Annotated in this window: 20 protein-coding genes and 1 pseudogene; 8 read left to right on the forward strand and 13 right to left on the reverse strand. The window is 70.0% G+C overall.

The window, feature by feature from the left end; translation table 11 throughout:
• Positions 1–48 precede the first annotated feature (48 nt).
• The 11 genes from ACXJY8_RS08235 to ACXJY8_RS08285 all read right to left on the reverse strand — a co-directional run bounded on the left by ACXJY8_RS08235 (position 49) and on the right by ACXJY8_RS08285 (position 10029).
• A complete protein-coding gene (locus ACXJY8_RS08235) occupies positions 49–885 on the reverse strand; it encodes an alpha/beta fold hydrolase (protein WP_463778582.1) in 837 nt (278 codons plus the stop codon).
• A 422-nt stretch (positions 886–1307) separates the two neighbouring features.
• On the reverse strand, positions 1308–1925 hold the full coding sequence (locus tag ACXJY8_RS08240; RefSeq protein ID WP_463778585.1) for a hypothetical protein: 618 nt from the start codon (positions 1923–1925) through the stop codon (positions 1308–1310).
• Positions 1926–2138: 213 nt separating this feature from the next.
• Entirely contained in the window at positions 2139–2546 is a 408-nt protein-coding gene (locus tag ACXJY8_RS08245) for a hypothetical protein (protein ID WP_463778588.1), read from the reverse strand.
• Between the two features lie 704 nt (positions 2547–3250).
• Positions 3251–3736 (reverse strand): YidB family protein, encoded by a 486-nt coding sequence (locus ACXJY8_RS08250; protein WP_463778591.1) that lies wholly within the window; start codon positions 3734–3736, stop codon positions 3251–3253.
• 80 nt (positions 3737–3816) lie between these two features.
• Complete coding sequence (locus tag ACXJY8_RS08255) at positions 3817–5226, reverse strand: TAXI family TRAP transporter solute-binding subunit (protein WP_463778594.1); 1410 nt, start codon at positions 5224–5226, stop codon at positions 3817–3819.
• 73 nt (positions 5227–5299) lie between these two features.
• On the reverse strand, positions 5300–5734 hold the full coding sequence (locus ACXJY8_RS08260) for a BA14K family protein (protein WP_463778596.1): 435 nt from the start codon (positions 5732–5734) through the stop codon (positions 5300–5302).
• A gap of 214 nt (positions 5735–5948) precedes the next feature.
• Positions 5949–6329 carry a CsbD family protein gene (locus ACXJY8_RS08265; protein ID WP_463773215.1) on the reverse strand — a complete coding sequence of 127 codons (381 nt, stop codon included), beginning with the start codon at positions 6327–6329 and terminating at the stop codon, positions 5949–5951.
• A gap of 85 nt (positions 6330–6414) precedes the next feature.
• Complete coding sequence (locus ACXJY8_RS08270; RefSeq protein ID WP_463773211.1) at positions 6415–7335, reverse strand: PhnA-like protein; 921 nt, start codon at positions 7333–7335, stop codon at positions 6415–6417.
• A gap of 218 nt (positions 7336–7553) precedes the next feature.
• Complete coding sequence (locus ACXJY8_RS08275; protein ID WP_463773207.1) at positions 7554–8057, reverse strand: CsbD family protein; 504 nt, start codon at positions 8055–8057, stop codon at positions 7554–7556.
• A 125-nt stretch (positions 8058–8182) separates the two neighbouring features.
• Positions 8183–8437: a CsbD family protein gene (locus ACXJY8_RS08280; RefSeq protein ID WP_463773205.1), complete on the reverse strand. Its 255-nt coding sequence runs from the start codon at positions 8435–8437 to the stop codon at positions 8183–8185.
• Positions 8438–8571: 134 nt separating this feature from the next.
• Positions 8572–10029, reverse strand: a complete 1458-nt coding sequence (locus ACXJY8_RS08285; protein WP_463778598.1) for a helix-turn-helix transcriptional regulator — start codon at positions 10027–10029, stop codon at positions 8572–8574.
• A 254-nt stretch (positions 10030–10283) separates the two neighbouring features.
• On the opposite strand from ACXJY8_RS08285, the gene ACXJY8_RS08290 reads away from it, so the two are divergent.
• The 7 genes and pseudogenes from ACXJY8_RS08290 to ACXJY8_RS08320 all read left to right on the forward strand — a co-directional run bounded on the left by ACXJY8_RS08290 (position 10284) and on the right by ACXJY8_RS08320 (position 14152).
• Entirely contained in the window at positions 10284–10910 is a 627-nt protein-coding gene (locus ACXJY8_RS08290) for a sigma-70 family RNA polymerase sigma factor (RefSeq protein ID WP_463778600.1), read from the forward strand.
• The gene (locus ACXJY8_RS08295; protein WP_463780947.1) at positions 10907–11134 is read left to right on the forward strand and encodes a hypothetical protein; all 228 of its coding nucleotides are present in this window, start codon (positions 10907–10909) and stop codon (positions 11132–11134) included. The genes ACXJY8_RS08290 and ACXJY8_RS08295 overlap by 4 nt, the downstream gene beginning before the upstream one ends.
• Before the next feature lie 71 nt (positions 11135–11205).
• Positions 11206–11759, forward strand: a pseudogene (locus ACXJY8_RS08300) (aquaporin); the annotation flags it as partial.
• A 617-nt stretch (positions 11760–12376) separates the two neighbouring features.
• Complete coding sequence (locus tag ACXJY8_RS08305; protein WP_463778603.1) at positions 12377–12529, forward strand: hypothetical protein; 153 nt, start codon at positions 12377–12379, stop codon at positions 12527–12529.
• A 126-nt stretch (positions 12530–12655) separates the two neighbouring features.
• Positions 12656–12925, forward strand: a complete 270-nt coding sequence (locus tag ACXJY8_RS08310) for a hypothetical protein (RefSeq protein ID WP_463778606.1) — start codon at positions 12656–12658, stop codon at positions 12923–12925.
• Between the two features lie 164 nt (positions 12926–13089).
• The gene (locus ACXJY8_RS08315; RefSeq protein ID WP_463778609.1) at positions 13090–13389 is read left to right on the forward strand and encodes a GCG_CRPN prefix-to-repeats domain-containing protein; all 300 of its coding nucleotides are present in this window, start codon (positions 13090–13092) and stop codon (positions 13387–13389) included.
• 127 nt (positions 13390–13516) lie between these two features.
• Positions 13517–14152 carry an NAD(P)-dependent oxidoreductase gene (locus ACXJY8_RS08320; protein ID WP_463778613.1) on the forward strand — a complete coding sequence of 212 codons (636 nt, stop codon included), beginning with the start codon at positions 13517–13519 and terminating at the stop codon, positions 14150–14152.
• A gap of 21 nt (positions 14153–14173) precedes the next feature.
• Here ACXJY8_RS08320 and ACXJY8_RS08325 read toward each other — a convergent pair whose 3' ends face one another.
• Together ACXJY8_RS08325 and ACXJY8_RS08330 are read right to left on the reverse strand one after the other, a co-directional pair.
• Positions 14174–14680 (reverse strand): ureidoglycolate lyase, encoded by a 507-nt coding sequence (locus tag ACXJY8_RS08325; protein WP_463778617.1) that lies wholly within the window; start codon positions 14678–14680, stop codon positions 14174–14176.
• The gene (locus ACXJY8_RS08330) at positions 14677–15516 is read right to left on the reverse strand and encodes a bifunctional allantoicase/(S)-ureidoglycine aminohydrolase (RefSeq protein WP_463778620.1); all 840 of its coding nucleotides are present in this window, start codon (positions 15514–15516) and stop codon (positions 14677–14679) included. Before ACXJY8_RS08330 ends, ACXJY8_RS08325 begins: the two co-directional genes overlap by 4 nt.
• A 638-nt stretch (positions 15517–16154) precedes the next feature.
• Here ACXJY8_RS08330 and ACXJY8_RS08335 point away from each other — a divergent pair.
• On the forward strand, positions 16155–24560 hold the full coding sequence (locus ACXJY8_RS08335; protein ID WP_463778625.1) for an ExeM/NucH family extracellular endonuclease: 8406 nt from the start codon (positions 16155–16157) through the stop codon (positions 24558–24560).
• Positions 24561–24585: the final 25 nt, after the last annotated feature.

Below are 24585 nucleotides of genomic sequence, written 5' to 3' on the forward strand. Positions count from 1 at the left end.
CGATGATACGGCCGGCGGCCTCGGGCGCCGAGGCCGCCGCGTTCGGAATCAGCCTCGCACGAAGGCGAGCAGATCGGCGTTCAGGACCTCCGCGTTCACCGTGAGCATGCCGTGCGGGTAGCCCGGATAGGTCTTGATCGTTCCGTTCCGGAGCAGCTTGATCGATTTCAGCGCCGCATCGGCGATCGGCACGATCTGGTCGTCATCCCCGTGCAGGACCAGGGTCGGGACGCCGATGGCCCTGAGATCCTCGGTCTGGTCCGTTTCCGAGAAGGCCTTGATCCCCTCGTAATGGGCCTTGGCACTGCCCATCATGCCCTGACGCCACCAGTTCTGGACCACCCCGGGCAGGGCCTTCGCACCGTCGCGGTTGAAGCCGTAGAACGGGCCGCTCGCGACATCGAGAAAGAATTGCGCGCGGTTGCCGGCGGTGGCCGCGCGGAAGCCGTCGAAGACGTCGCGCGGCAGGCCCTCCGGATTGGCGTCTGTCTTCAGCATCAGGGGCGGTACCGCCGAGACCAGCACCGCCTTGGCGACGCGCCCGGCCGGCTCGCCGTGCCGCGCCACGTAGCGGGCGACCTCGCCCCCGCCGGTGGAATGGCCGATATGCACGGCGTTGCGCAGATCCAGTGCCTCCACCACCGCGAAGGCATCGGCGGCGTAGTGGTCCATGTCGTGGCCGCCATCGACCTGGGCCGAGCGACCGTGGCCGCGCCGGTCATGGGCGACGACGCGGTAGCCGTGCTGCAGGAAGAACAGCAGCTGCGCGTCCCAGTCGTCGGACGAGAGCGGCCAGCCGTGATGGAACATGATCGGCTGGGCATCCTTGGGACCCCAGTCCTTGAAGAAGATCTCGACGCCATCCTTGGTGGTCACATAGGTCATCGCGCTGGCCCCGATCGGAGATTAAGGGACATCTTTGCAGCAAATTGCGGACCGAACCTGCGTTGACCAAGCATCCTGGCGCGTGATTTCGGGATTAATGCTTCCGTGGTCCGTCCGTGCGCCGACGTTCGACGGGGTGCCGAAGGCCGCTGGTCGAGCGATGACTGCGACGGCGCCCGGTCGCCGGACCGGCTGGACGTCCCTCGGGCTGTGGCCTGGACGAAGGTGCCCCTGCGCGGACGACTCGCTCGGGCCGCGCCGCCAGGGCGATCGGCGCGACGGGCCGGCAGGAGGCGTCACGGACAAGCCGACGGCGCGAACCGTGGATCGGAACGCGCCGTCGGTGGGGATGTCTTCGCTAAAGGACTGTCTTTGCCGGTGGGCTGCCTTCGCAGCGGATGCCGGCTGTCTCGGTCGGACGATCAGCGACCCTGCTGCGGCATCAGCGACCGGGCCTGCTGGACCGCATCGCGGCAGGAGGCATCGCCCTTGGCGTTGAGATCGGTCGCGCGCTGGAGGGCGGACTTGGCCTGCGAGACCTTGTCCTCGGACGAGAGGCTCGCAGAGGCGGAGGCCTCACCGCCCTTGGAGGCCTCGGCCGCCGCGGTGGGCTTGTTCTCGGACTGAGCGCGGACATCTGCCGGCGACGTCGCGATCTGGCCGGTCGCGACCGAATTCGCCGGGCCTTTCCCGGCGGCCGCGGCGACGGGGCCTGCGACACCACCCACCGTCCCCGGGGAGCCGCCGGTCTCGCGGGACGCGCCGCCCTGCTGCGACTTGTCCGTCTCCGAGCTTCCGATCTTGGCGGTGCCGCCCGTGGTGCCGCCGGCCTGGTCGGCCGAGGCTGCGCTCGGGCCCTTCTGCTGTCCGGTATCCGGCTGCGATACGGGCGCACCCATGCCGACCTGGGTTCCGAGCTCGCGCTTGAGCTTGGCGATGTCATCGCTGCAGGGACCACCCTCCTGCGCGAAGGCGGCCGTGCTCACGAGACCGAGGAGGGAGAATGCGGCGGTGCAGCTGATCGTCTTGAGACGTGACATGGGATTCCTCGCTGAAATGCCCCCGTCAACGACTAGATCAAATATAAGTTCACTATAGAATCATCACGTTTAATTTAAGGATTGTGTTTAAAGCGTAGAGTGAAATGTAGAAGCTCGAAAATAAACGACCGATGCGTCCGGATCTTCTCCGGGCGCATCGGTGTCTCAGGACGTCAAGTCAACGGCGGAACGCCGGTTGCCGATGGTGCCCGATTAGTAGCCGTACCCGTAGGCCGGGTAGCCGTAACCGTAGCCGCCGCCATAACCGTAGGCAGGCGCATAGCCGTAGCCGCCGTAATAGCCGACCGGGCGCCCGTAGCCGTACCCGTAACCGCCGTAGCTGTTCGCCACGATGGCCCCGGCCGCGAGGCCCGCGATGCCGAGGCCGATCGCAGCGCCGGGCCCGATGCCGCGACGATATCCATAGCCACGGCCGTAGCCGCCGTAACCCCGGTATCCACCGTGGCCGCCGCGGAAGCCGACGCCGCGATAGCCGCCGCCGTAGCCGTAACCACCATGGCCGTAGCCGCCGCCATAGCCCCAGCCGCGGGCCTCGGCGGGTGCCGATGCCAGCAGGCCGAGTCCGAGCAGGGCCGTCGAAGCAAGTGCGAGCTTGCGCATTCGATCTCTCCTATCGTGTGGGATGTAGCCTCATAACAGCCTGGCGCCCGGCACGTTCCGGCCCCGGCCATGGTTCAACACGTCACAGGGTCAGTAGCCGTTTCCACCAAGATAGGCATCGTAGCCTATAGCGGGGGCGAAACCATGCGAGGCCGGGGCTGGAGCGCCCCAGATATAGCTCTGGCCGACCGGATAGACGGGAACGTCATTCGGGCCCTGCAGAGAACGGGCTTGCGGCGGTCGCGATGTCTTGATCGGCGGAAGCTCAGCCTTGAGGCGCTTCCTGAAGATCGAGGCTGCAGAGGCCAAGTTGCGCATGTCTGTTCCGGGCTCCGACTTGGGATGCCAAGAACCGGATCAGAGCAGGACCGTTCCTTCACTTGCGCGACAAGTGCCAATTCATCGCAGGAATTCGAGGTCGCAACGAATGTCGATGGACCATCCGGACGCGAAACGCGCCGCCGGGTCTGAACTCTCCACGTGTCGTATCGCGACCCCACTGGGCGGGGTTCAGGAATTGGCCAGCATGCTCGTGGATTGGAACACCACGAAGATCAGCGTGAGCAGGGCTGCGGCTGCCGCGAGGTACGTGACCGTCTTCATGAACTTGGACATGGTTTCGATGTCTCCTTCCGGACATTCACGTGGGCGCGCGCGATCCTTTACGCACGCGCCCACGGGCGAGTCGCCTGACGCGGGCCGGGTCAGGCCGGACGGCGGCCGTCGGCGGCGTAGCGGTCGATGGCCGAGGGCAACTCGCGGGAGAGGCGCGCCAGCAGGGCCGACCGGCTCAGGCCGGTCTGCTGGGTGAGGTGGTCGAGGGTGTCCGAGCCGATGGCGCGCTCGAGGTCCGCCTCGGGGATGTCCCGGTTGGGTCCGTGGCTGACCCAGGACGTCGCCGTCTCGCCGTGGCCGCTCTTGGTGAAGTGGTCGACGAGTTCGCTGAGGCCGCTGGCGATCAGGCCGCCGACGCCCGCCGTCCCGACGCCGCCGAGGAGACCGGCCAGGCTGCCGAGGCCGCCGCCGGAGGTGCCGCCAGTCGCCGACGTGTTCGGGATCGGCGGGACGGTGCCGCGCGTCGGGACGGTTTCATGGCCCTTCAGCAGCTCGGCGAGCTTGTCGCGGTTCTGGTAGCCGGCCACGGCCAGCAGGCCCAGCAGCGCGGTCATCGAGGGATAGCCCTTGCTCATCGTTCGTCTCCGTGGGTGGGGGGTGGATGGGTGTTGGGGGTGGAAGGGGTCCGGACAGGCACCTGCCCGGGCTCTCGTCGTCAGCCTGCCGCGGCGGCCTCCGTCGATGTGGTGCGCCCGGCCAGATCGCTCGATTCGGCGGCATACTGGCTGGCGGCGATGGTGCGCTTGACCGTGGAGCGGGCGGCGTCGATGGCGATGGCCGCCGCCGACATGGTGCGGGCCTCGGTCGGGCGTTCGAGGGCGTGCTTGGCGATGTCGCCGGCGAGGTCGTCGATCTCGCGGGCGAGCTGCTCCAGGCGCGGCGCGTCGGCGCTGTCCTGCGCCTCCTGCCGAATCTCCAGCAGGCGGTCGGTCGCCTCCTCGATGCGCTCGCGACGCAGGCGCGACAGGCGCTGCCCGACCCAGGCGACGGCCGAGCCGATGCCGCCGCCGAGGAAGGCGACGAGGTAGATCCAGGTCTCGTAGCGCTCGACGAAGCCCTGTTGCTCACGCTCGAAGAAATCCACGGCGCCGGGGTGAATGGGGAGCCGCGCACTCGTCGCCCCGGCCGTGCTGTCGTAGCTCGGCGCCTGCACGTAGTCGGCCGCAGGTGTCACGTTGGCCATCCCGCTGCGCATCTCGAACAGGTGCTGGGTCACGTCGGCCGCGACCGGGCGGGACAGGCTGGTGCGGGCCATCAGACGATAGGAGGCGCCCACGGTATGGACATCCTCGGCCGGCACCTTCGGGCTGCCGCCGAAGGTCTCGGCCGGCATCGTCACGGCCTGGAGGCGCGGCAGGCGCGCGATGATGGCGTCGGCGTTCTCCACGTCGACGAAGGCGACCTTTCCGGTCCGGCTGACGCCCTGGACGATGCCGACGATACGCTGGGCGGTGGGTGAGGTCGGGGCGATCACCGAGACCACCGCGTCGATCCGCTTGCGGGTGAAGGCGCCGGCGAGCTCCGCCTCCGTCATCTCCACCAGCGCCACGTGGCGCGGCGGCACCGGACCGTCGGGCTCCTTGTCGAGGAGGGTCAGACCGTAATGCTCCACCATGGCCTTGATCAGGGCCTGGTCGGCATCGCGGTGGGCCAGGATGGCGAGGCGCTTGCGATCGAGCTGTGGGAACCGGGTCAGCCCGGAGCCTTCCGGCGAGGCGATGATCATCGCCTGGTCGCGCAGGATCGCGAGGGTCAGGCCGTTGTCGGGCAGGTCGACGTCGGGACGTACCACGGCGAGGTCCGCCCGTCCCTCCTGCAGGGCGGCGGCGCTGTCGCGCACGTCGTCCAGGGCCAGGACCTTGAGCCGGATCTCCTTGTGGCGCTTGGCGAGCGCGTCGGCATAGGCCTGGATCAGGGCCGGCTCGGTCCCGTCCCGGGGCGCCACCGCCACCGTCAGCACCGTGGCGCGGGAGACCCAATAGGCCGCCCCCGCCGCGAGACCGAGGAGGACGGTGAGCAGCAGGAACACGAGCTCCGGCCGCAGGAGGACCTTGGCGAACTTCATCGATGGTCGTTCGCTCCCTCCTGGAGCGGGGCACGCGGCCCCGCTGCGTCCTGCGCGCCGGCCATCCGAATCCCTACGGACAGGAATGCCGTTCGCCGTCGTTGCCGAGATAGGTGCCGCTGCTCGCGTCGTAGGAGCGGAAGCGCCGGGCGCAGGCGGCGACGGCCTCGGCCGGCACCCCGCGCGGCGCGGCCTGGGCCTGCGAGTTCGCGATGGCGCCACCGATGATCGCGCCGGCGGCGAGACCAGCCACGCCGGCTCCGACGGCCGCGCCGACACCCGGACCGCGACGATAGCCATAGCCGCGGCGATAGCCGTAGCCGCGATGGTAACCGCGCCCGCCGCGCCAGCCGTGACGATGGCCGAACCGGCGATATTGGACGTAATCCGTGGGCAGGTCGCCTCGGACGAGGGCGGCGGCTGCGCCCTGCTCCGTCGGGGCGGCCGTGGCGGGCAGGCTCAGCAGGGAGGCCGCCAGGGTGGCGGCGAGGGCGAAGATCAGCTTCATCGGGAATCCTCGGACTTCGGCGGTGGACCCGGGGGCGTCCCCCCGGGTGCGATCGGGCTCAGCCCCGGCGGCGCGGGGGAGCCGCGGCGCGACCGCCGAAGCGACGGCTGGCATAGGCGATGAGCTTGGGCAGCAGGAACGCGGTGAGAAGCTTGCGGATCATGGGGTCTCTCCAAGGGCCCGGAGGCGTGCAGGGGCAGTCCTGAAAGGGAGTTCAGGGACGGCGGGCGAGCCATCCGACGGCGAAGGCGACGGCGGCCAGGCCGAGCAGGGCCGAGGCGCGGTGGTCGTCGGCGTAGCGGACGGCCTGCCGGCCATAGGCGGTGCCGCGCGCGCGGGCCTGGCGGGCGCGGTCGCGCCCGTCCGCGATCAGGTACCCGGCGCGATCCCGGGCCGCGCCGGCGCGGTCGCGCCCGTCCTCGGCCCAGTCCTCGACCCGGTCGCGGGCCCGGCCGTAGGCGTACTGGGCCCCGCCCGCCACCTGGTCGACCGCCCCGCGCACCTGGCGGGCCGGATCGCCCGTGAGGCCGCCGAGGGCGGTCTGGGCCCGGCCCTTGAGGTGGCGCGCGGCGCCTCGGAACTCGTCGCGGTTCATGGCAGGTCTCCTGGGATGGGGTCGGGCCCCGGGGCTAAGTGGATGGACCCGGCCGGTCCCGCGGGGGGACCGGCCGGGGGTCGGCTCAGGCGCGGCGGGCGTCGTAGCCGGCGGCGAGGGTGTGGAGCTTCGGCGCGCCGAGGCGGCCGCCGAGGAAGCCGGCCAGCGCGCCCAGGATCAGCGCCAGCGCGCCGTAGAAGGCCCCCTGGGTCGCCGCCGACTTGGTCGCCAGCGCGGCCGCTTCGGCCTTCTGCTTGGCGCTGGCCACGGTCTCGTCGTACTGCTTCTTGTAGTCCTGGATCTGCGCCCGGGCCTGGTCGGCCGGGATGCCCTGCGCCTTGGCCAGGGCGTCGGCCGCGCGGGTCTCGGCCTGGGCCTTCTGGGCCGGGTCACCGGTGAACAGCGCCCGGATGGCGGCCACCGCCGCGTCCTTGGCCGCCTGCGGGTCCTGGCCGGCCGCCTGCTGGCGCACCGACTGCTCGATGCCGTCGAAGGGGTTCGAGATCTTCGACAGGGACGGCGCGGCCGCCTGGGCGGCGGTCTGCACCGTGCCGCCCACCAGCGAGCCGGCCCCGCCCAGCGTGCTGGTCACGCCCGAGAAGGCCCCCCCGATCAGCCCGCCGGCCGCCGAGGTCAGCAGGTAGAGCACCACCAGGGTGGTCACCGCCCAGGAGACGAGGCCGTGCAGGCCGGCCGCACCCGGGACGGGCTTGCCCGACAGGCGCCCGGCGATGAGCCCGCCGGCGAGCGAGGCGACCACGCCCGATCCCACGAACCAGAGCCCCGCGCCCAGCGAGAGCGTCGCGGCGGCCGGGTTGTCGGCGGCGTTCGCGCCGACGCTGGACAGGCCCACGCCCACGCCGACCATGTTGAGGATGACCTGGCTCACCAGCGCGGTGACGGCGCCCGCGAAGATGGCGCCCCACGAGACCTGGTTGAGCAGGACCGTGCGGGTGTCGGCGGAGGCGCCGGGGGTCGAGGTGGCGAGAAGGGGGGAGGTGGACACGTGACAGGTACTCCGGGTCGTCGGTCGTCCGAGAAGCTCGGTCGTTCGAGGGGTCAGTCGGGGCGAGGGGTCAGTCGGGGGTGTGAGGTCGTCGGGGGGGTGAGGGGGCGGCCGGGCAGGGTCCCGGCCGTGGAAGTTCCAGCCGTGAAGTCCCGGCTGCGAAGAAGTCCCGGCTGCGAAGGCGCCCGGCCGCGGCGAAGGCCGCCGCGGCCGGGGCTTCAGTCGCGGCCGTGGATGAGCAGGCCGAGGCCGTAGCCGAGGAGGCCGGCCACCAGGAGCGCGGCCACGGGATGCTCGGCGACCTGGTGGCCGACCTCGTGGCCGCCCTGGCGCAGGGAGCGCCGGCCGGCCGCATAGGCGTCCCCGACCTGGTCGTAGGCATCGTCGGCGGCGTGGCGCACCGCCCGCTCGGCCCGCTCGTAGGTGTCGCCGGCCGCGCCCTGCGCCCGGCGGGCCCGCTCCTCGAGCTCGCCCGAGCCGGTCAGGTGGCCGACCGCGTCGCGGACCTTGCCGCCGAGCTCGCGGGCGGTGTCGGCGACGGTGTCGGCGGCCTCGCGCACCCCGTCCTTGGCCTGGCCGTAGAGGCTCTCGGCCGCCCCTTGCGCCTCGCGGGCCCGGCCCTCGAGGGAGTCGCGCTTCGAGCCGGTGAGGTCGCCCACCGCGCCCTGGACCTTGCCGCCGAGTTCCTGGGCCGCGCCCGTGATCCGATTGGTGTCCACCATGATGCCTGATCCTTGTTGGCCGCGCCTGGGGCGGGCCGGGGTGAGTGGGTGAGTGGGTAAGGGGTGGGGTGAAGACGCGCGGGGGCGCCGGGGGTGAGGCGGGGCGGGTCGGGCGAGGCCCGCCGCTAGCGACCGGCCGGCCGGGTCGCCGGCTTGTCGGCCCTGCGCGGCCTGTCCGCCCCGGGCCTGCGGGCCTCGTCCCCGGGGGACGCGCCCTCGCGCTGCCCCCGCGCTTCGGGGTCGCCTTGCCCCTCGGGGGAGCCTTGCGCCTCGCTGCGGCCCTCGGCCTCGACCGACCCGTCGCCGATCAGCTTGCCGAGGGCTTCCTTGACCGAGCCCTTCACGGCAGCGGCGGAGGCGGGCGGCTTCATCGCGGTCATGGCAGGTCTCCGGAAAGACGGACGAGGGTTCGATGGCGCCGCCGCGCGGCACCCATGGCTGGGTCCATGGCTGTTGAGATGGGTTCGCGATCCGCCTCATCAATGATGCAGACGTACCGGTAGACCGTGTTTTTTTACCCGGATGATGCGGTCGGAAAGCCGTTGTTGCGGCCCCAGACGATCGCCTCCGAGCGCTTGTGGACGTCCAGTTTGCGGTAGAGCGCGGCCGCATGATTGCGGACCGTGTTCTTGGACAGGCCCAGGCGCCGGGCGATCACCTCGTCGGAGAGTCCGGCGCAGATCAGATCGAGGATCTGGCGCTCGCGCACCGTCATGTTGGGCGAGACCGCATCCTGATGGCCGGCGCCCGGCTGACGCAGATGCGCCAGCTTCTCGATCAGTCCGCGGCTGAACCAGGAGGTGTCGGCCATCACCGCCTCGATGGCCTCGAACAGCTCGCGCTCGGTGCGCTTGCGCTCGGTGATGTCCTGCAGGACGAGGAGCGCGAAGGATTCGGCGCCAATCTCCACCCGCTCGGCCGAGACGAGGCAGTCGAGATTGGCCCCGTCCTCGTGGCGCAGGCAGACCTCCAGGCCCAGGACGTAGCCGGTGCGGGCGAGCGCGGTCTCAAACCGGTCGCGCTGGGGCGGTGAGACCCACAGATCGAGATCGGCCAGCGTGCGTCCGGTCACCGTCTCGGCACCGAAGCCGAAGACGCGGGAAAACGCCTCGTTCACCCCGGTGATCGCCAGCCCCTCGGCACGGGCCAGCAGGGTGGGCACGGGGGTGAGCCGGAACGCCTTGGCGAAGCGCTCCTCGCTCTGGCGCAGGGCCGTCTCGGCTTTCCGACGCAGTTCCAGGTCGGCGAAGGTGAAGAGCATGCAGGGCTCGTCGCCGAGTTCCATCGGCTGACCGGCCACGATGACGAAGCGGGTGCTGCCGTCGGGCAGATCGAGGCAGGCCTCCATCTGCGGGATGGTGCCCCCGCTGTTGAGGCGGGCGATCGCCAGATCCCGGTTGCGGGCATTGGCCAGGACGTCGACCTCGTAGACGCTGCGGCCCATGACGGCATCGCGGGTGTAGCCGGTCATCTCCAGGAAACCGAGATTGACCTTGACGAAGCGCAGGTCCGCGAGCCGGCAGATCAGGGCCGGCGCCGGGTTGGCGTTGAAGGTGGCCTCGAAGCGCGCCTCGGCCTCGAACTGGTCCGAGACATCCTTGAGGATGAGGGCGAGGCAGCTCGGCTGGCCGTCGCGATCGGTGGCGACGAGACTGCGCAGGGAATGGACGAAGTCGGCGTCGGGCCGGTCGGTCCGCGTCACCTCGACGATGACGTCGTGGAAGCTCTCGCCGGCCACCACGCGCTCGATCGGATAGTGGTTGGGAGCGTGGTTGTTGCGGTAGCGTAGGGAGAAGCGTGCCCGGTAGGCGTCCACCGTCCCGCCCAGCTCCTCCAGAGTCTCGGCTCCGTGCATCTCCAGCGCCGCCGCATTGGCATAGGCGATGGTCTGGTCCGGCTCGACCAGGATCACGCCCTCGCTCAAGCCCGCAACGATCTGCCGGAGTTCATGCCTGTCGACGCCGAGTGTCACCGGGGCTCCCATCGCGCATTGCGCTGTTCGCGAAGTCCAGCTCGTAACAAGTCCGTGGAAGGCCGGTTCCGCGGTCAACAAGCGATTGTCTGGTATATCTGGATCATTGACGTGAATGTGATTGCCCAATCACAAGGCTCCGGCAGCCTCCATTCGTTCTGAGGCTGGCAAATCATCGTCTGTTCAAAACAAGAGGGCGATCATCCGTGCAGCCAGACGTCACAGTGCTCCGGTCCTCTTCGGAGGGCGAAGGATTGCCGCGGCATATCCAGGATTTGATCGGCCGACGACTGAACGAGATTTTTCCCTTTCCGGACGGCATCGAGGAGGGTTCGAAGCTCGGTCGGGTTCTGGTTCGGCTCGGGGACGCGTTGTCGGCGGCGCAGGCCGATGGGCAGGTGCCCGACACGTTCCGGGTCGACCTGGTCGCTGCCGTCCCGCGTCTGCGCCGCTACGCCTTCTCCCAGTGCCGGAACGCGGCCGAGGCGGACGATCTGGTCCAGACCACCCTGATGCGGGCCTGGGAGAACCGGTCGCGGTTCGAGCCGGGGACCCGGCTGATCGCCTGGCTGTTCACGATCCTGCGTCATACCTTCATCAATCAGCGCAAACGGCTGCGCCGCGAGGTCGAGGATGTCGATGGTGCCTTCGCCGCCACCCTTCGCCTCGAGCCCGAGCAGGAGCACCGCGTCGGCCTCGTCCAACTCCAGGCGGCCCTGAACGGCCTGACTGCCGAGCACCGCGAGACCCTGCTCCTCGTGATGGTGGACGGCCTGCTCTACGACGAGGCCGCCGCCGTGCTGGGCTGCCAGACCGGTACCGTGAAGAGCCGTGTCAGCCGGGCCCGCGAGCGCCTGGTCAAGGCGATGGGCGCGGCATGAGTCCGCCGGATGCATCCGCACCGCCCTTCGACCCCGGCCCCATGGGCGCGTGGGTTCGAGCGGCCATCGACAGCTACCTGCGCCAGCGCGCGCCCGACCAGCGCGAGGCGTTCTGGAAGGCCGTCGCCCTCGGCTATGGCGGGATCTCGACGAGCCCGTCCGCGCCGCTCCCGCTGGCGCCCCCTGCCCCCGACGACGCGCCCCCCGCTTCCGGGCAGGCCTGAGGTCCCGAGCCCGGTTCGCCGCCGAGGCGCGCGGATACCGAGCCTCGCTCAGGGACCTCGCTGCGTATGCCGATCCCGCCGTGACCGTCGGGCTGTGGTCCGCGGGCCGGTGCGCGAACCAGCACGTGGTCGCCTACGTCGTCGCCCAGATCCTCGGTGCGACTCTCGGTGCGGCCATCCTTTACCTCATCGCTTCGGGCAAGGCCGGCTGGCAGCCCGGCGCCTTCGCGGCCAACGGGTACGGGCCCCTGAGCCCCAGCAGCTACGTCCTGCCGGCCTGCCTGCTGGCGGAGGTTCTGACGACGTTCTTCTTCCTGATGATCATCATCGGGACGATCTCCAAGGGACGACCTCCAAGGGCGCGGCGGTGGGGTTCGCCAGCATCCCCATCGGCTTCGCGCTCGTCCTGATCCACCTCATCACGATCCCGATCACCAACACCTCGGTCAACCCGGCCCGCAGCACCGGTTCGGCCCTGTTCGCGGGCAGCGCGCATGTGGGGCAGCTCTGGCTCTTCTGGCTCGCGCCGATGATCGGTGCGGTCATCGCGGGCAGCCTCGCCCGCTGGCTCTACGAGCCGGGACCGGCGACCGAGACGGAGGTCCTTAAGAAGCGCGCCTCCTGATCGATGCGGGTTCCCTCCGGGGCCTCCCGGCTCCCAAGGACGACAAGCAAAGGTAGCCGGTTGCACCAGGAAAAAATCGAATGAAATGATGCATCTGCATCATTGAGCCCAGCATTGCCGCACATATCTCGACGCCAGCGCAGATCAACGGCAGCACTGCTTCGCAGTCGAAATCGCTTCAGAGTTATGCCGGACCTCGTAAGTCCCCCCGATCAGGTCCGGCATGGCCGCAGGGCCGGGCGTCGTGCCGTTCCGGGCGCAGGCCCGGCCCCAAGGTCCCCCTTTCGAGAGCATCACGCGGAAACCGCGACACCAGTGGAGGAGCGTCGAATGGCCTATCCCGGCATGCCCGGGCCCGTCCCGGGCGGCACGCCGTCCGAGCTGCCGCCGCGACCCTATCCGGGCGAGCGCCCGCTCGGGTCCGACGAGCCCTCGGCCCCTTTCGAGGAACTGCCGGGCGCAATCCCGGGCGAGCCCGATATCGGCCCTGACCTCGGTCCCGGGGCACCGGTCGATCCCGGAGCCCGTTCCTGACCCCCGGCCGACCCGCCCCGCCGTCCATCCCGGACATTCGGGCCTACGGCGAGGGCGTCGTCCGCGAAGCCGTCGAATCCGGGATGGCGCGCGCGGAACTCGCCGCCCTCCTCGGCGGACGCCCCGTCACCGAGGTGGTTCCGCCGCAGGCCGGCGAGACGGCCGCGGATTACGCGGTTCGGGCGACCGGTGAACTGATGGTCCGCTACCTCGCCGGGGACGCGGACGAGCACTGACCGCCGCCGAGACGGCGGCACAGAGTGGAGAACATGAGCCCCTTTTCACGATGGCTTGCGACGGTCCTGTCCGTCGTAGGCGTCTCGGCGGCCCAAGCCGCCACGCGCTTCGATGGAAACTGGTCCGTGACCGCGACCGTCGACGACGGCAGCTGCACGGGACCCTACCGGTATCCCATCGTCATCCGTGACGGCATCGTCGATGACGCGGGCGGCAGCGGAGTCGATGTCTCCGGGCGAGCGGGATCGGACGGCCGCATCGTCGGCACCATCCGCAGCGGCCTGGCGAACGTGGCCGTCGAAGGCCTGCTGCGGGCCTTGGACGGGTCCGGGCTCTGGACCCTGACCGGACCGGTGAGCTGTTCCGGGCGCTGGACCTCGCGCAGGACCCGTTGAGAGCGCAGCCATAAAGATCTTGTCTGTTGTCGATTCTGATCCGGCAGATGAGTATCCCTCAAGATTCGGTGATTGAAACGTTTCGTTACAAAATCTAGCCTATAGATTCGCAACCATTCTGATGAATCTGGTGTTCCTGGGTCATCGCAACAGAGGAGATGCGAATGCGACTGAAGCTTGCTGGCGCAGCCGTCCTTGCGCTGAGTACCATTGCTGCCACCGCTGGTGCCGCCGAGGCTCGTGACGGGTGTGGACCTGGGGGGCATCGCGGCTATTACGGATATTGCCGTCCGAACGTCGTCTACCGCCCCATCGTGGCCCGTCCGATCGTGTACGGCTACCGTCGCGTCGGCTGGTACGGCCCCCGCTGGCATCGCTGGGGTGGCTACCGCCACATCGGCTATCATCGCCCCTGGGGCTGGCATGGCGGCTATCGCCACGTGGGCTGGCACCACCGCTGGTAAGGCGGTCCGGATCTGAAGCCCGGGCGCCCGGTCTCGACCGGGCGCCCTTCCCGACTCGGAGATCGCCCTCCGAATGGTCCCGGGGCGCGGCTCCGTCCGTCGAGCGCGTCACACCCTGGAAACCGTCATGGCCCATATCCTCGTCATCGGTGCCAGCCGAGGCATCGGCCTGCAGACCGTGAAGGCGGGCCTGGCCGCCCGGCATCAGGTGCGGGCCTTCGCGCGCTCCGCCGCGGAGATCCCGGTCTCGGATCCGAACCTGGAACGGTTCGCCGGCGATGCGACTCGTTCCGTGGACGTCGTCTCCGCTCTCGAGGGCATCGACGTCGTGGTTCAGGCCCTCGGCGTTCCGACACGCGCCCTTCTCGGCCCGGTGACGCTGTTCTCGGAGGCCACCAACGTGCTCGTACCCGCGATGGAGAGGGCCGGCATTCGCCGCCTGCTCGCGGTCACGGGCTTCGGCGCCGGCGACAGCCGTGACGCCATGGGCGTCCTCCAGCGCATTCCGTTCCGCCTGGTCTTCGGCCGGGCCTACGACGACAAGGATGCCCAGGAGATCCGCATCCGCCGAAGCGGCCTCGACTGGACGCTCGTCCGACCCGGGATCCTGACTTCCGGGGCTGCGACCGGGCGCTACGAAATCCTCAGTACGCCATCGTCATGGCGCAACGGCCTCATCTCCCGGGCCGATGTCGCCCATTTCCTGGTCGCGGAGATCGAACGCTCGTTCTACGTCGGGAAGGCGGTCGTGCTGGTCGGTTGACGGACCGGGCGGAACCGCCCGTCAGCGACGCGCCGGCCCATGGATCTCCCAGGGCGCTTCGAACACGTATTCCTCCAGGTTCGTGCCGGGACCGCCGCGGTCGACCACGAGGAAGTCCTGGGGGGCGCCGAACGGCGTCAGAACGCCGTGCCAGGTGCCGAGGGCGTAGCAGACGCCCTGCCCCGGGGCGGTGACGAAGGCGCGCGGCCGGCCGGGGCGGCCGCCTTCGTCGGGGCAGACCACCACGAGGAAGGGGGCGGTGTTCAGCGGCAGGAAGGCCTGCGCCCCCAGCGGATGGCGCTCGACGAGGCTCACGGGGAGGGGCAGCGCGTAGGGCTCGGCCTCGACGTAGCCGATCACCACATGCCCGTCCTCGCCTGCCACCCGCACTTGCGCGAGGTCGTGGAAGCGGCGCGCCTTGCCGGCATTCATCGGGCGCGGCGCGACGGCGGCCCTGTCGATCACCGTGCCGAAGGGGGCGAAGGCCCCGGCCGTCAGCGGCTCGGCGACGATCCGACGGTCGCTCATCGGGCCGCCCGGAACGGGGCCAGCGGGGCGTGCCGGTTGACGTCCTTGTAGAGCAGGTAGCGGAAGGGGCCCGGGCCGCCGGCGTAGCAGGCCTGCGGGCAGTAGGCGCGCAGCCACATGAAGTCGCCGGCCTCCACCTCGACCCAGTCGCGGTTGAGCCGGTAGACCGCCTTGCCCTCCAGCACGAACAGGCCGTGCTCCATCACATGCGTCTCCTCGAAGGGGATCGAGGCGCCCGGGCGCATGGAGACGATGTTGACGTGCATGTCGTGGCGCACGTCGTTGGAGGCGACGAAGCGGGTGGTGGCCCAGGCCCCGTCGGTGCCGGGCATCGGCGCCGGGGTGACGGCGGATTCATGCGTGACGAAGGCCGGTGGAACCTCGATGCCCGGCACCCGCATGTAGGCCTTGCGGATCCAATGGAGGCGGGCGGGTCCGGCCCCGTCGTTGCGCAGGCTCCAGGTGGCGCCGGGCGGCAGGTAGGCGTAGCTGCCGGGTGTCAGGGCGTGGGTCCGGCCGTCGAGGACGAGGCGGGCCTGCCCCTCCACCACGAACAGGACCCCCTCGGCCTCCGGGTCCGGCTCGGGCCGCTCGCTGCCGCCGCCGGGGGTGAGCGCCACGAGGTACTGCGCGAAGGTCTCGGAGAAGCCCGAGAGCGGGCGGGCCAGCATCCAGGCCTGGGTGCCTTCCCAGAACGGCAGCACGGAGGTGACGATGTCGCTCATCACGCCCCGGGGGATGACGGCGTAGGCCTCGGTGAACACGGCCCGGCCCGTCATCAGCGCGGTCTGAGGCGGCAGGCCGCCGCATGGGGGGTTGTAGGACGATGCGGTCATTCGAGGGCTCCCGGGTCGGGCCGATGTGGCGAACTTCGCCGCAGCGCGTCAAGGCACCGGCGGATGGGGCGCGTCTCGACGCCGCTCATCGCGCACGATGCCGTCCGAGGCGGCGTCGTGGCGAACGACCAGGATCCGTGTGTCCCGGCTTCATCGGATGCGCCTCGCGTCTCGCGGCCATCGCTGATGCGGCGGGCCGCCCGCTGTGGCGCGAACACCCGCGGTATGGTGCCGGGATCGTGGCCGCCCCCGAATCCTCGCCCTTGCCCGCAGCCTGAACGCGAGGCGGGCCCGTCAGCCTCCGCCTCCCCCCTCGTCGGCACAGTGCCCAACGCATACAAAAATACATCGATCGTTGCGGATTAAAGTCCGATAGCAAGTCCAATCCGGAGACGAAGAATACTTTGCCGCGACCTGATCGTCCGGCAAGTCGATCGGCGAGCTTGTTTTCATCGATCTGTCATCTGGCGGATCTATTCGCTGCCTGTGCCTGATCTGTCCTGACGCGGCAGGGCGGCCTGCCTTCCGATGCTGCGAGACCAGCGGGATGGCGGATCGTGCCCTGTGCCGCCGAATGGCCATGCAGGCCCGCGAACCGGGCGTCGATCGCCGACGCGTCCCCTCCGCAGAGTACCCGCATGAACACGACGCCGCACGTCCTCGCGAACGGTTCCCTTCTCCAGGACTGGACGGATACCGGTGCGATCACGACGAACGACGACTGGAGCCGGGTGCCGGCCATCGTCGGGTATCTGGGCCAGGATCTGACCACCGGCACGGGCGCCGATCCGCAGGTCGTGACCGGCGATTCGGCGCTGCCGAACGACGTGGACGTGATCGCCAACCAGACCAATCCCGGCACGCTGGGGTCCGGCGGCGTCGCCGAGTTCGCGCTCGCCGACCCGACCATCGCCCTGCAGGGCTCGGGCACGGCGGATGCGCCGAATCTCGTCATCTCCCTCGATGCCACCGGGCGCCGGAACGTGACGGTGGCCTTCAACGCCCGCGACATCGACGGCTCGGCCGACAACGCCGTGCAGCCCATCGCCGTCCAGTATCGGACCGACAACGGGGCCTGGAAAAACCTGCCGGCCGGGTTCGTGGCCGATGCCGCCACCCAGGGCAGCGCCACGCAGGTGACCCCCATCAGCCTCACCCTGCCGGCCGACGCCGATGGCGTGGCAAATCTCCAGGTCCGCATCCTCACCACCAACGCCGTCGGCAACGACGAGTGGATCGGGATCGACGACATCGCGGTGTCGAGTCTGAGCGCGGCCGTCACCCTGCCGGCCCTGTCGATCGCCGATGCGCAGGTGATCGAGGGACAGGCGGGCACGGCCAGCCTGACCTTCACGGTTTCGCTCGATGCCCCCGCCCCGGCCGGCGGCGTGACCTTCGACCTCGCCACCGCCGACGGCACCGCCCAGGCCGGCTCCGACTACGTCGCCACGGCCCTGACCGGACAGACCATCGCGGCCGGTGCCACGTCCGCCACGATCACCGTGCCGGTGATCGGAGACCGGCTCTTCGAGGCCGGCGAGACCTTCGCGCTGCGGGTGACCAAGGTCGTCGGCGCCACCGTCGCCGACGGCGTGGCGGTCGGGACCATCGTCAACGACGACGCCGCCACCGTGATCAACGGCGTCGCGGTGTTCGATGCGGCGGCCTCGCTCCAGGGCTTCCAGGGGGCGACCGCGACGACTCCTCCCTCTCCCACCGGCGCCCTTCAGCTCGTGCGCCTGGGCAGCTACGCCACCACCAACGACCCGGCCACCGCCGCCGCGGCCAATGCCGAGGTGGTGGCCTACGACCGCACCACCGGCAGCCTCTATATCCAGAACACCAACGAGAACCGGATCGAGATCGTCGCCATCGGCGCCGACGGCACCCTGGCGAAATCCGGTGAGATCCGGCTCGCCGGCCTCGACCAGTACGGTTCGGTGAACTCGGTGGCGGTCTCCAACGGCGTCGTCGCGGTGGCGTACGCCAACGCCTCCGGCGACCAGCCCGGCCGCGTCGCCCTGTTCGACCGGGCCGGCACCCTGCTGAAATCGGTGACGGTCGGCGTCGGGCCCGATCAGATCGTCTTCACCGGCGACGGCACGAAGCTCCTTGTCGCCAACGAGGGCGAGCAGTTCACGGGCGCCATCAACCCCGTCGGCAGCGTCTCGATCCTCGATCTCTCCGGCGGCGCGGCCAATGCCGGCGTCAGCGCCACCGTGGGCTTCGAGTCCCTCGACGGCAGCGAGGCGGTCCTGCGCGCCAGGGGGCTCGCGATCACCGCGGGGAAGAGTGCGGCCGCCGACATCGAGCCCGAATACATCGCCCTCTCCCCCGACAACCGCTTCGCCTACGTGACCCTGCAGGAGGTCAACGGTATCGCGGTGATCGACCTCGCCAATCCCGGCACCGCCCCGATCGCGATCCAGCCGCTCGGCTCCGTCAACCATTCGCTGCCCGGCAACGAGTTCGACGCCTCCGACCGCGACGGCGCGGGCGGCACGGCCTCGATCCGCATCGCCAACACGCCCGCCGCCGCGCCGATCTACGGCCTGCTCCAGCCCGACGCCGCGGCGAGCTTCGCCGTGAATGGCGTGACCTACGTCGTCTCCGCCAACGAGGGCGACCAGCGCGTCATCGGAGGCGCCGACGATTCGGCGGACGTGGCCCGCCTCTCTAGCATCGCCAACAGCCGCCTCACCCCGGCGCTGCAGGCGCTCAAGGCCGACCCGGCCTATGCCCGCCTCAATGTCCTGCTGCGCACGGGCGACACCGACAACGACGGCGTCATCGACCAGCTCAACACCCTCGGCGGCCGCGGCATCTCGATCTTCCGTCAGGAAGCCGATGGCGGGCTGACCAAGGTGCGCGAGACCGGCGGCGAGTTCGAGAAGATCTTCGCGAGCCTCGACCCGCAGCGCTTCAACAACGACCAGGGGGTGGCCAACACGCCCGACGACCGCTCCGACAACAAGGGCCCCGAGCCCGAGGGCGTCACCATCGGCACCGTCAACGGCCGCCTCTACGCCTTCGTCGGCCTGGAGCGCCAGAGCGGCGTGATCGTCTACGACGTCACCACCCCCGAGACGGCTTCCTATGTCTCGTACGTGCCGCCCCTGGCGGGCGTCTCGGCCGATCTTGGTCCGGAGGTGCTGACCTTCATCGCCGCCGACCGCAACCCCACCGGCACGCCGCTCCTCGTCACCGCCAACGAGGCCGGTGGCGGTGCGACGCTCTACGCCGCCCTGACCCAGGGCTCCACCCAGACCCTCGCCTTCCAGCCGGGCGCCCTCGCGCTGGCCAAGGCCGAGGGCGATGCCGGCACCACCACCTTCGCCTTCACGGTGGAGCGCACGGGCGGCACGCTGGGCAGCCTCGCCTTCACGGCGGAACTCACCGGTGCGGGGGCGGATGGTGCGGATTTCGCCGGCGGTCCCACCCTGCCGGCGACCATCGCCGGTACCATCCCGGCGGGCGCGGCCTCGGCCGTCATCACCGTCACGGTTCAGGGCGACGCGCTGCCCGAGGCCAACGAGAGCTTCACCGTCACGCTCAAGGGCGCCAGCGCCAGCCAGAGCGGCGTGACGGCGGCGCTCGCCGGGAGCGGAACGGTGGCCACCGGCATCATCCTCAACGACGACGTCACCCTGATCTCCGCCATCCAGGGCGCCGGGACCGCGAGCCCCCTCGCCGGCCGCACCGTCACGGTGGAGGCCATCGTCGTCGGCGACTTCCAGACCGGCGACGGCGACGCCAAGCGCAACCTCGGCGGGTTCTACCTGCAGGAGGAAGCAACGGACGCCGACGGCAGCCCGCTGACCTCCGAGGGGGTGTTCGTCTACGAGGGCGCGGGCAACCTGCTCAAGGACCTGCAGGAGGGCGACCGCGTCCGGGTCACCGGGATCGTCGGCGAGTTCGGCGGCGAAACCCAGATCACGGTCACCGACGCCAGCCAGATTCAGGTCGTCCAGACCGGAGCGATCTCGGCCGCCGCCCTGAAGGCCGCCGCGACAGTAGTCGACCTGCCCGCCGCCGCCACGATCGGCACCGGCACCACGGCGCAGCCAGACCTCGAGCGCTACGAGGGCATGCTCGTCCGGTTCGGCCAGACGCTGACCATCACCGAGCAGTTCAACCTCGACCGCTTCAACGAGATCCGCCTCGCGGCCGGCGGCCGCCCGGAAACCTTCACCAACGCGTTCGACCCCGGCACCACCGCCTACGCGGCCTACCTCGCGCAGGTCGCGGCTCGCTCGATCACCTACGACGACGGGCTCGACGTCCAGAATGAGCCGGTCGATCGCCTCGACGGTTTCGGCCCGGCCTATGCCACCGCCGCCGCGCTCCGGATGGGCGACACGGTGACGGGCCTCACGGGCGTGCTCGACTATGGCCCGGCCAATGCCTACCGGGTCCGGGCGATCGACGACGGCGACAACGGCTTCGCCAGGACCAATCCACGTCCGGCCGCCCCCGAAGACGTCGGCGGCAGCCTGAAGGTCGGCAGCCTCAACGTGCTGAACTACTTCCGCACCCTCGACAGCGACGGCACGGCTTCGGGCGTCAAGACCGCCTTCGGTCTGGACCCGCGCGGCGCCAACACCACCGCCGAGTTCGACCGCCAGACAGCCAAGCTCGTCACCACGGTGATTGCCTCCGGGGCCGACGTGTTCGGCCTCACCGAGCTCGAGAACCAGTTCCAGCCCGGCAACCCGGGCAACGCGCTCGAATACCTCGTCGGGCAGCTCAACGCCCGTGCGGGCGCCGGCACCTACGACTGGATCCGGCCCGGCGCCCAGCTCGACCAGGGCCAGTTCCTCGGCGGCGACGCCATCGCGGTGGGCTTCGTCTACAAGCCGAGCAAGGTCTCGGTGGCGCCGAACACCACCATCGAGAAGCTTGACGACACGGACGTCCAGGCCTTCGATCCCGCCCTGCTCCAGCAGAGCACGATCGGCCACATCTTCAACGGCGCCAACACCAGCCGCGCCTCCCTGGCGGTGACCTTCCGCGAGACCGCCACGGGCGAGGACTTCACGGCGGTCATCAACCACCTGAAGTCGAAGAGCGGTGCCGGCACCGGAGCCGATGCCGACCAGGGCGACGGACAGGGCGGCTGGCAGCAGCAGCGGGAGCTGGCCGCCACCGCGCTCAAGGAATGGCTCGCCCTTAAGCCGACGGGAACGCCGGACGGCGACGTCGTCCTGCTCGGCGACTTCAACGCCTACCTGAAGGAGGACGCCCTCGACGTCCTCAAGGCCGGCGGCTTCATCAACCTCGCCGAGGACCGGCTCGCCGACCCGTATTCCTACGTCTTCGATGGGGCCTACGGCGCCCTCGACCATGCCCTCGCGAGCGGCAGCCTGAATCGCCAGGTCACCGGCGTCACCGAATGGCACATCAACGCCGATGAGGCGGACGCCATCGACTACAACCTCGATTTCGGCCGCTCCGCCAGCTATTTCGACGGGCTCGTCCCCGCCCGCGAATCCGACCACGACCCGATCCTCGTCGGCCTGCGCCTCGACCAGACCGCGCCGCGCCTCGTCGCCGCGACGCCGGCCGACAATGCCCTCGCGGTGGCGGTGGGCGCCAGCATCGTCCTGACCCTCAGCGAGGCGGTGAGGGCCGGCAGCGGCAGCATCACGATCACGGACGGAGCCGGCGACATCCGCGTCATCGCGATCGGCGACACCTCCCAGGTCTCGATCAGCGGCGCCACGGTGACGATCGACCCGGCCGCCGACCTCAAGGCCGGCACCGCCTACGACGTGATCGTCCCGGCGGGCGCCGTCCTCGACAGCGCCGGCAACGCCTTCGCCGGCATCCCCCAGGACCAGCTCGACTTCACGACGGAGACCCCGCCGGCCATGACCTACACGCTCCAGATCCTGCACGCCTCCGACTGGGAGGCCGGCCTCCTCGCCACGCAGCGCGCGGCGAACTTCGCCGCCATCGTCGACAAGCTCGAGGATGTGACCCCGAACTCGATCACCCTCTCCACCGGGGACGGCTGGATCCCCAGCCCGTTCTTCATCGCGGGCGCCGATCCGCAGCTCGCCGCGACCTATAACGGCGTCTACAACCAACTCTACGGTCTCACGGGCGCGGCCGCCTACACCAAGCTCGCGGCCTCGGTGGGCCGGGCCGACGTCACGATCCAGAACATCATCGGCGTCCAGGCGGCGGTGTTCGGCAACCACGAGTTCGATTCGGGGCCGACCGAGGTGGCCAACATCATCGGGGCCAACCTCGGCACGGCCGCGGGCAATGGCGACGACACCTGGGTCGGCGCTCAGTTCCCCTACCTCTCCGCCAACCTGAATTTTTCGCGTGAGGCCGCGCTCTCGGGGCTGGTGAACCCGAACGTCTCGAACGCCACCTTCGCGCAGACCGGGCCGACCTCGACGCAGATCGGCACGGGGGCGGACAAGATCGCCAAATCCACGATCCTGGTCGAGAACGGCGAGAAGATCGCCTTCGTGGGCGCCACCACCCAGCTCGAGCCCCTCCTGACGACCCTCGGCAACGTCACGCTGGACGGTTTCACCGGCCGGGACGACATCGCCCTGCTGGCGAGCCAAATCAACGCCGAGGTCGACCGGGTGCTCGCCGCCAATCCGGACGTGAACAAGGTCATCGTCGGCACCCACCTGCAGCAGCTCGCCAACGAGCAGGCCTTGGCGCCGCTCCTGCGCAACGTCGACGTGCTCATCGGCGGCGGCTCGCACACCCTCCTGGCGGATGGCGACGACCGGCTGCTTCCCGGCGACACGGCCGCCGGCGGCTACCCGCAATTCTTCACCAATGCCAGCGGCCAGACCCTCGCCCTGGTGAACACCGCCTCCGAGTATTCCTACGTGGGCCGTCTCACCGTCACCTTCGACGAGCGGGGCAACATCATCCGAAACTCGGTGAACACGGCCACCAGCGGCGCCGTGGCGGTGGACGACGCCAGCGTGGCCGCGCTTTACGGCTCGACGGCCGCCGCCTTTACCCCCGGCAGCAAGGGTTTCCTCGTCCGCGAGGTGATCGAGGGCCTCGACGCCAACAACGACGGCGTCCAGGAGACCGCCGGTATCGCCGACGTCATCCGCCAGCAGGACGGCAACATCCTCGGCCGTACCAGCGTCTACCTGGAGGGCCGGCGCGGTGAGGTCCGCACCGAGGAGACCAATCTCGGCGACCTCTCGTCGGACGCGAATCTCTGGTACGCCAAGCAGTTCGATGCCGGCGTCACGGTCTCGATCAAGAACGGCGGCGGCATTCGCGACTCGATCGGCTCCTTCTCGACCGCGGGCGGTACCACCGCGGAGCTGCCCCCGGCGGCCAATCCCTCGGCCGGCAAGCAGGCCGGCGACATCTCGCAGCTCGACGTCACCAACTCACTGCGCTTCAACAACAACCTCGCGATCACCACCGTCACGGCCGCCGAGCTCGAACGCATCCTCGAGCACGGCGTCGCCGCGGTGGCGCCGGGGGCGACCCCGGGCCAGTTCGCCCAGGTCGGTGGGATCTCCTACAGCTTCGACGCGACGAAACAGGCCCAGACCCTCGACACGAACGGCAGCGTCACCCGCGAGGGCCAGCGCATCGTCAACGCGGCGATCATCGATGCCGACGGCCGCGTCCTCGACACATTGGTTCAGAACGGCCAGATCGTGGGCGATGCGGGGCGCGCCATCAAGGTCGTGACCCTCGACTTCCTCGCCACCGGAACCGCCTCGGCGCCGGGTCTCGGCGGCGACAATTACCCCTTCCCGGCCTATGGCGAGAACAAGATCGCTCTGCGCGACGCCACCCCGGTCTCCCTGCCCGATACCGAGACCTTCGCGGTCAAGGGCTCCGAGCAGGACGCCCTCGCCGAGTACCTGAAGGCGTTCCATACCGTCACACCCTACGGCACCGCCGATACTGGACCGGCCGGTGACCCGCGCATCCAGAACCTCGCTGCCCGCGCCGACACCGTATTCCAGCGGGGACTCGCCAAGAACGGCACGGAGGGCTCGGACATCCTCCAGGGCACGGCCTTCAACGACATACTGGCCGGTGGTGCCGGGGACGACATCATCGTCAACAGCCTCGGCGACGACATCCTGACCGGCGGCGGCATCGCCGGCGCGGTCGGCAACGACACCCTGATCTTCCAGTCCCGCCTCGCCGACGCGCAGGTGACGCAGGACGGCAACCTCACCATCGTCACCGGGCCGGAGGGCCGCGACACGATCGGGGGCTTCGAGCGCATCCTGTTCTCGGACGCGACCATCGTCCTCAACGACGCCAATCCGCTGGTGAACGACCTGTACTACCTCGCCCGGTACAAGGATGTGCTGGCCTCGGGCCTGGATGCGGACGACCACTACGCCCAGTTCGGCGCCCGGGAAGGCCGTGACCCGAACGCGTTCTTCTCGACCAAGGGCTATCTCGCCGCCAACCCGGATGTCGCCGCCTCCGGAGCCAATCCGCTGACGCAGTACGCGCTCACCGGCTGGAAGGAGGGCCGCGATCCCGGTGCCGCCTTCGACAACGAGTTCTATCTCGCCCGCAATCCCGACGTGAAGGCCGCCGGGGCCAATCCGCTGGCGCACTACCTCGAGTTCGGCCAGTCGGAGGGGCGGTCGACCTTCGCGGCGGTGGGCCGGCCCATCGACATCAAGGGCGGCTTCGATGCGGAGTACTACCTGCTCGCCAACGCGGACGTGGCCGCGGCCGCCTCGCGGGCGGGGGGCGACACCTTCGCCTTCGCGCGCCAGCACTTCGACGCCCTGGGCTGGAAGGAGAGCCGCGACCCCAACGCGATCTTCGACACCAAGGGCTACCTGGCGGCCTATGCCGACGTCGCCCAGGCCGGCATGAACCCGCTCAACCACTACGAGACCTTCGGTATCCGGGAAGGGCGTGATCCGGCGGCCGACTTCGACACCAAGGCCTACCTGAAGGCCAACCCGGACGTGGCCCAGGCCGGCTACGATCCGATGCAGCATTACCTGCAGTTCGGCCTCGTGGAGAACCGCGCCGTCCTCAACGACGGCATCTTCGGCTGATCCCGGACGTTCTGCCGAACCAAGC

This window comes from Methylobacterium sp. TK31, assembly GCF_055361545.1.

Coding starts and splice junctions, on each gene's coding strand:
- ACXJY8_RS08335 (WP_463778625.1), top strand. CDS start 16,155: ATGAACACGACGCCGCACGTCCTCGCGAACGGTTCCCTTCTCCAGGAC.
- ACXJY8_RS08250 (WP_463778591.1), bottom strand. CDS start 3,736: ATGAGCAAGGGCTATCCCTCGATGACCGCGCTGCTGGGCCTGCTGGCC.
- ACXJY8_RS08255 (WP_463778594.1), bottom strand. CDS start 5,226: ATGAAGTTCGCCAAGGTCCTCCTGCGGCCGGAGCTCGTGTTCCTGCTG.
- ACXJY8_RS08315 (WP_463778609.1), top strand. CDS start 13,090: ATGCGACTGAAGCTTGCTGGCGCAGCCGTCCTTGCGCTGAGTACCATT.
- ACXJY8_RS08295 (WP_463780947.1), top strand. CDS start 10,907: ATGAGTCCGCCGGATGCATCCGCACCGCCCTTCGACCCCGGCCCCATG.
- ACXJY8_RS08260 (WP_463778596.1), bottom strand. CDS start 5,734: ATGAAGCTGATCTTCGCCCTCGCCGCCACCCTGGCGGCCTCCCTGCTG.
- ACXJY8_RS08275 (WP_463773207.1), bottom strand. CDS start 8,057: ATGGTGGACACCAATCGGATCACGGGCGCGGCCCAGGAACTCGGCGGC.
- ACXJY8_RS08330 (WP_463778620.1), bottom strand. CDS start 15,516: ATGACCGCATCGTCCTACAACCCCCCATGCGGCGGCCTGCCGCCTCAG.
- ACXJY8_RS08320 (WP_463778613.1), top strand. CDS start 13,517: ATGGCCCATATCCTCGTCATCGGTGCCAGCCGAGGCATCGGCCTGCAG.
- ACXJY8_RS08325 (WP_463778617.1), bottom strand. CDS start 14,680: ATGAGCGACCGTCGGATCGTCGCCGAGCCGCTGACGGCCGGGGCCTTC.
- ACXJY8_RS08245 (WP_463778588.1), bottom strand. CDS start 2,546: ATGCGCAAGCTCGCACTTGCTTCGACGGCCCTGCTCGGACTCGGCCTG.
- ACXJY8_RS08240 (WP_463778585.1), bottom strand. CDS start 1,925: ATGTCACGTCTCAAGACGATCAGCTGCACCGCCGCATTCTCCCTCCTC.
- ACXJY8_RS08280 (WP_463773205.1), bottom strand. CDS start 8,437: ATGACCGCGATGAAGCCGCCCGCCTCCGCCGCTGCCGTGAAGGGCTCG.
- ACXJY8_RS08265 (WP_463773215.1), bottom strand. CDS start 6,329: ATGAACCGCGACGAGTTCCGAGGCGCCGCGCGCCACCTCAAGGGCCGG.
- ACXJY8_RS08235 (WP_463778582.1), bottom strand. CDS start 885: ATGACCTATGTGACCACCAAGGATGGCGTCGAGATCTTCTTCAAGGAC.
- ACXJY8_RS08305 (WP_463778603.1), top strand. CDS start 12,377: ATGGCGCGCGCGGAACTCGCCGCCCTCCTCGGCGGACGCCCCGTCACC.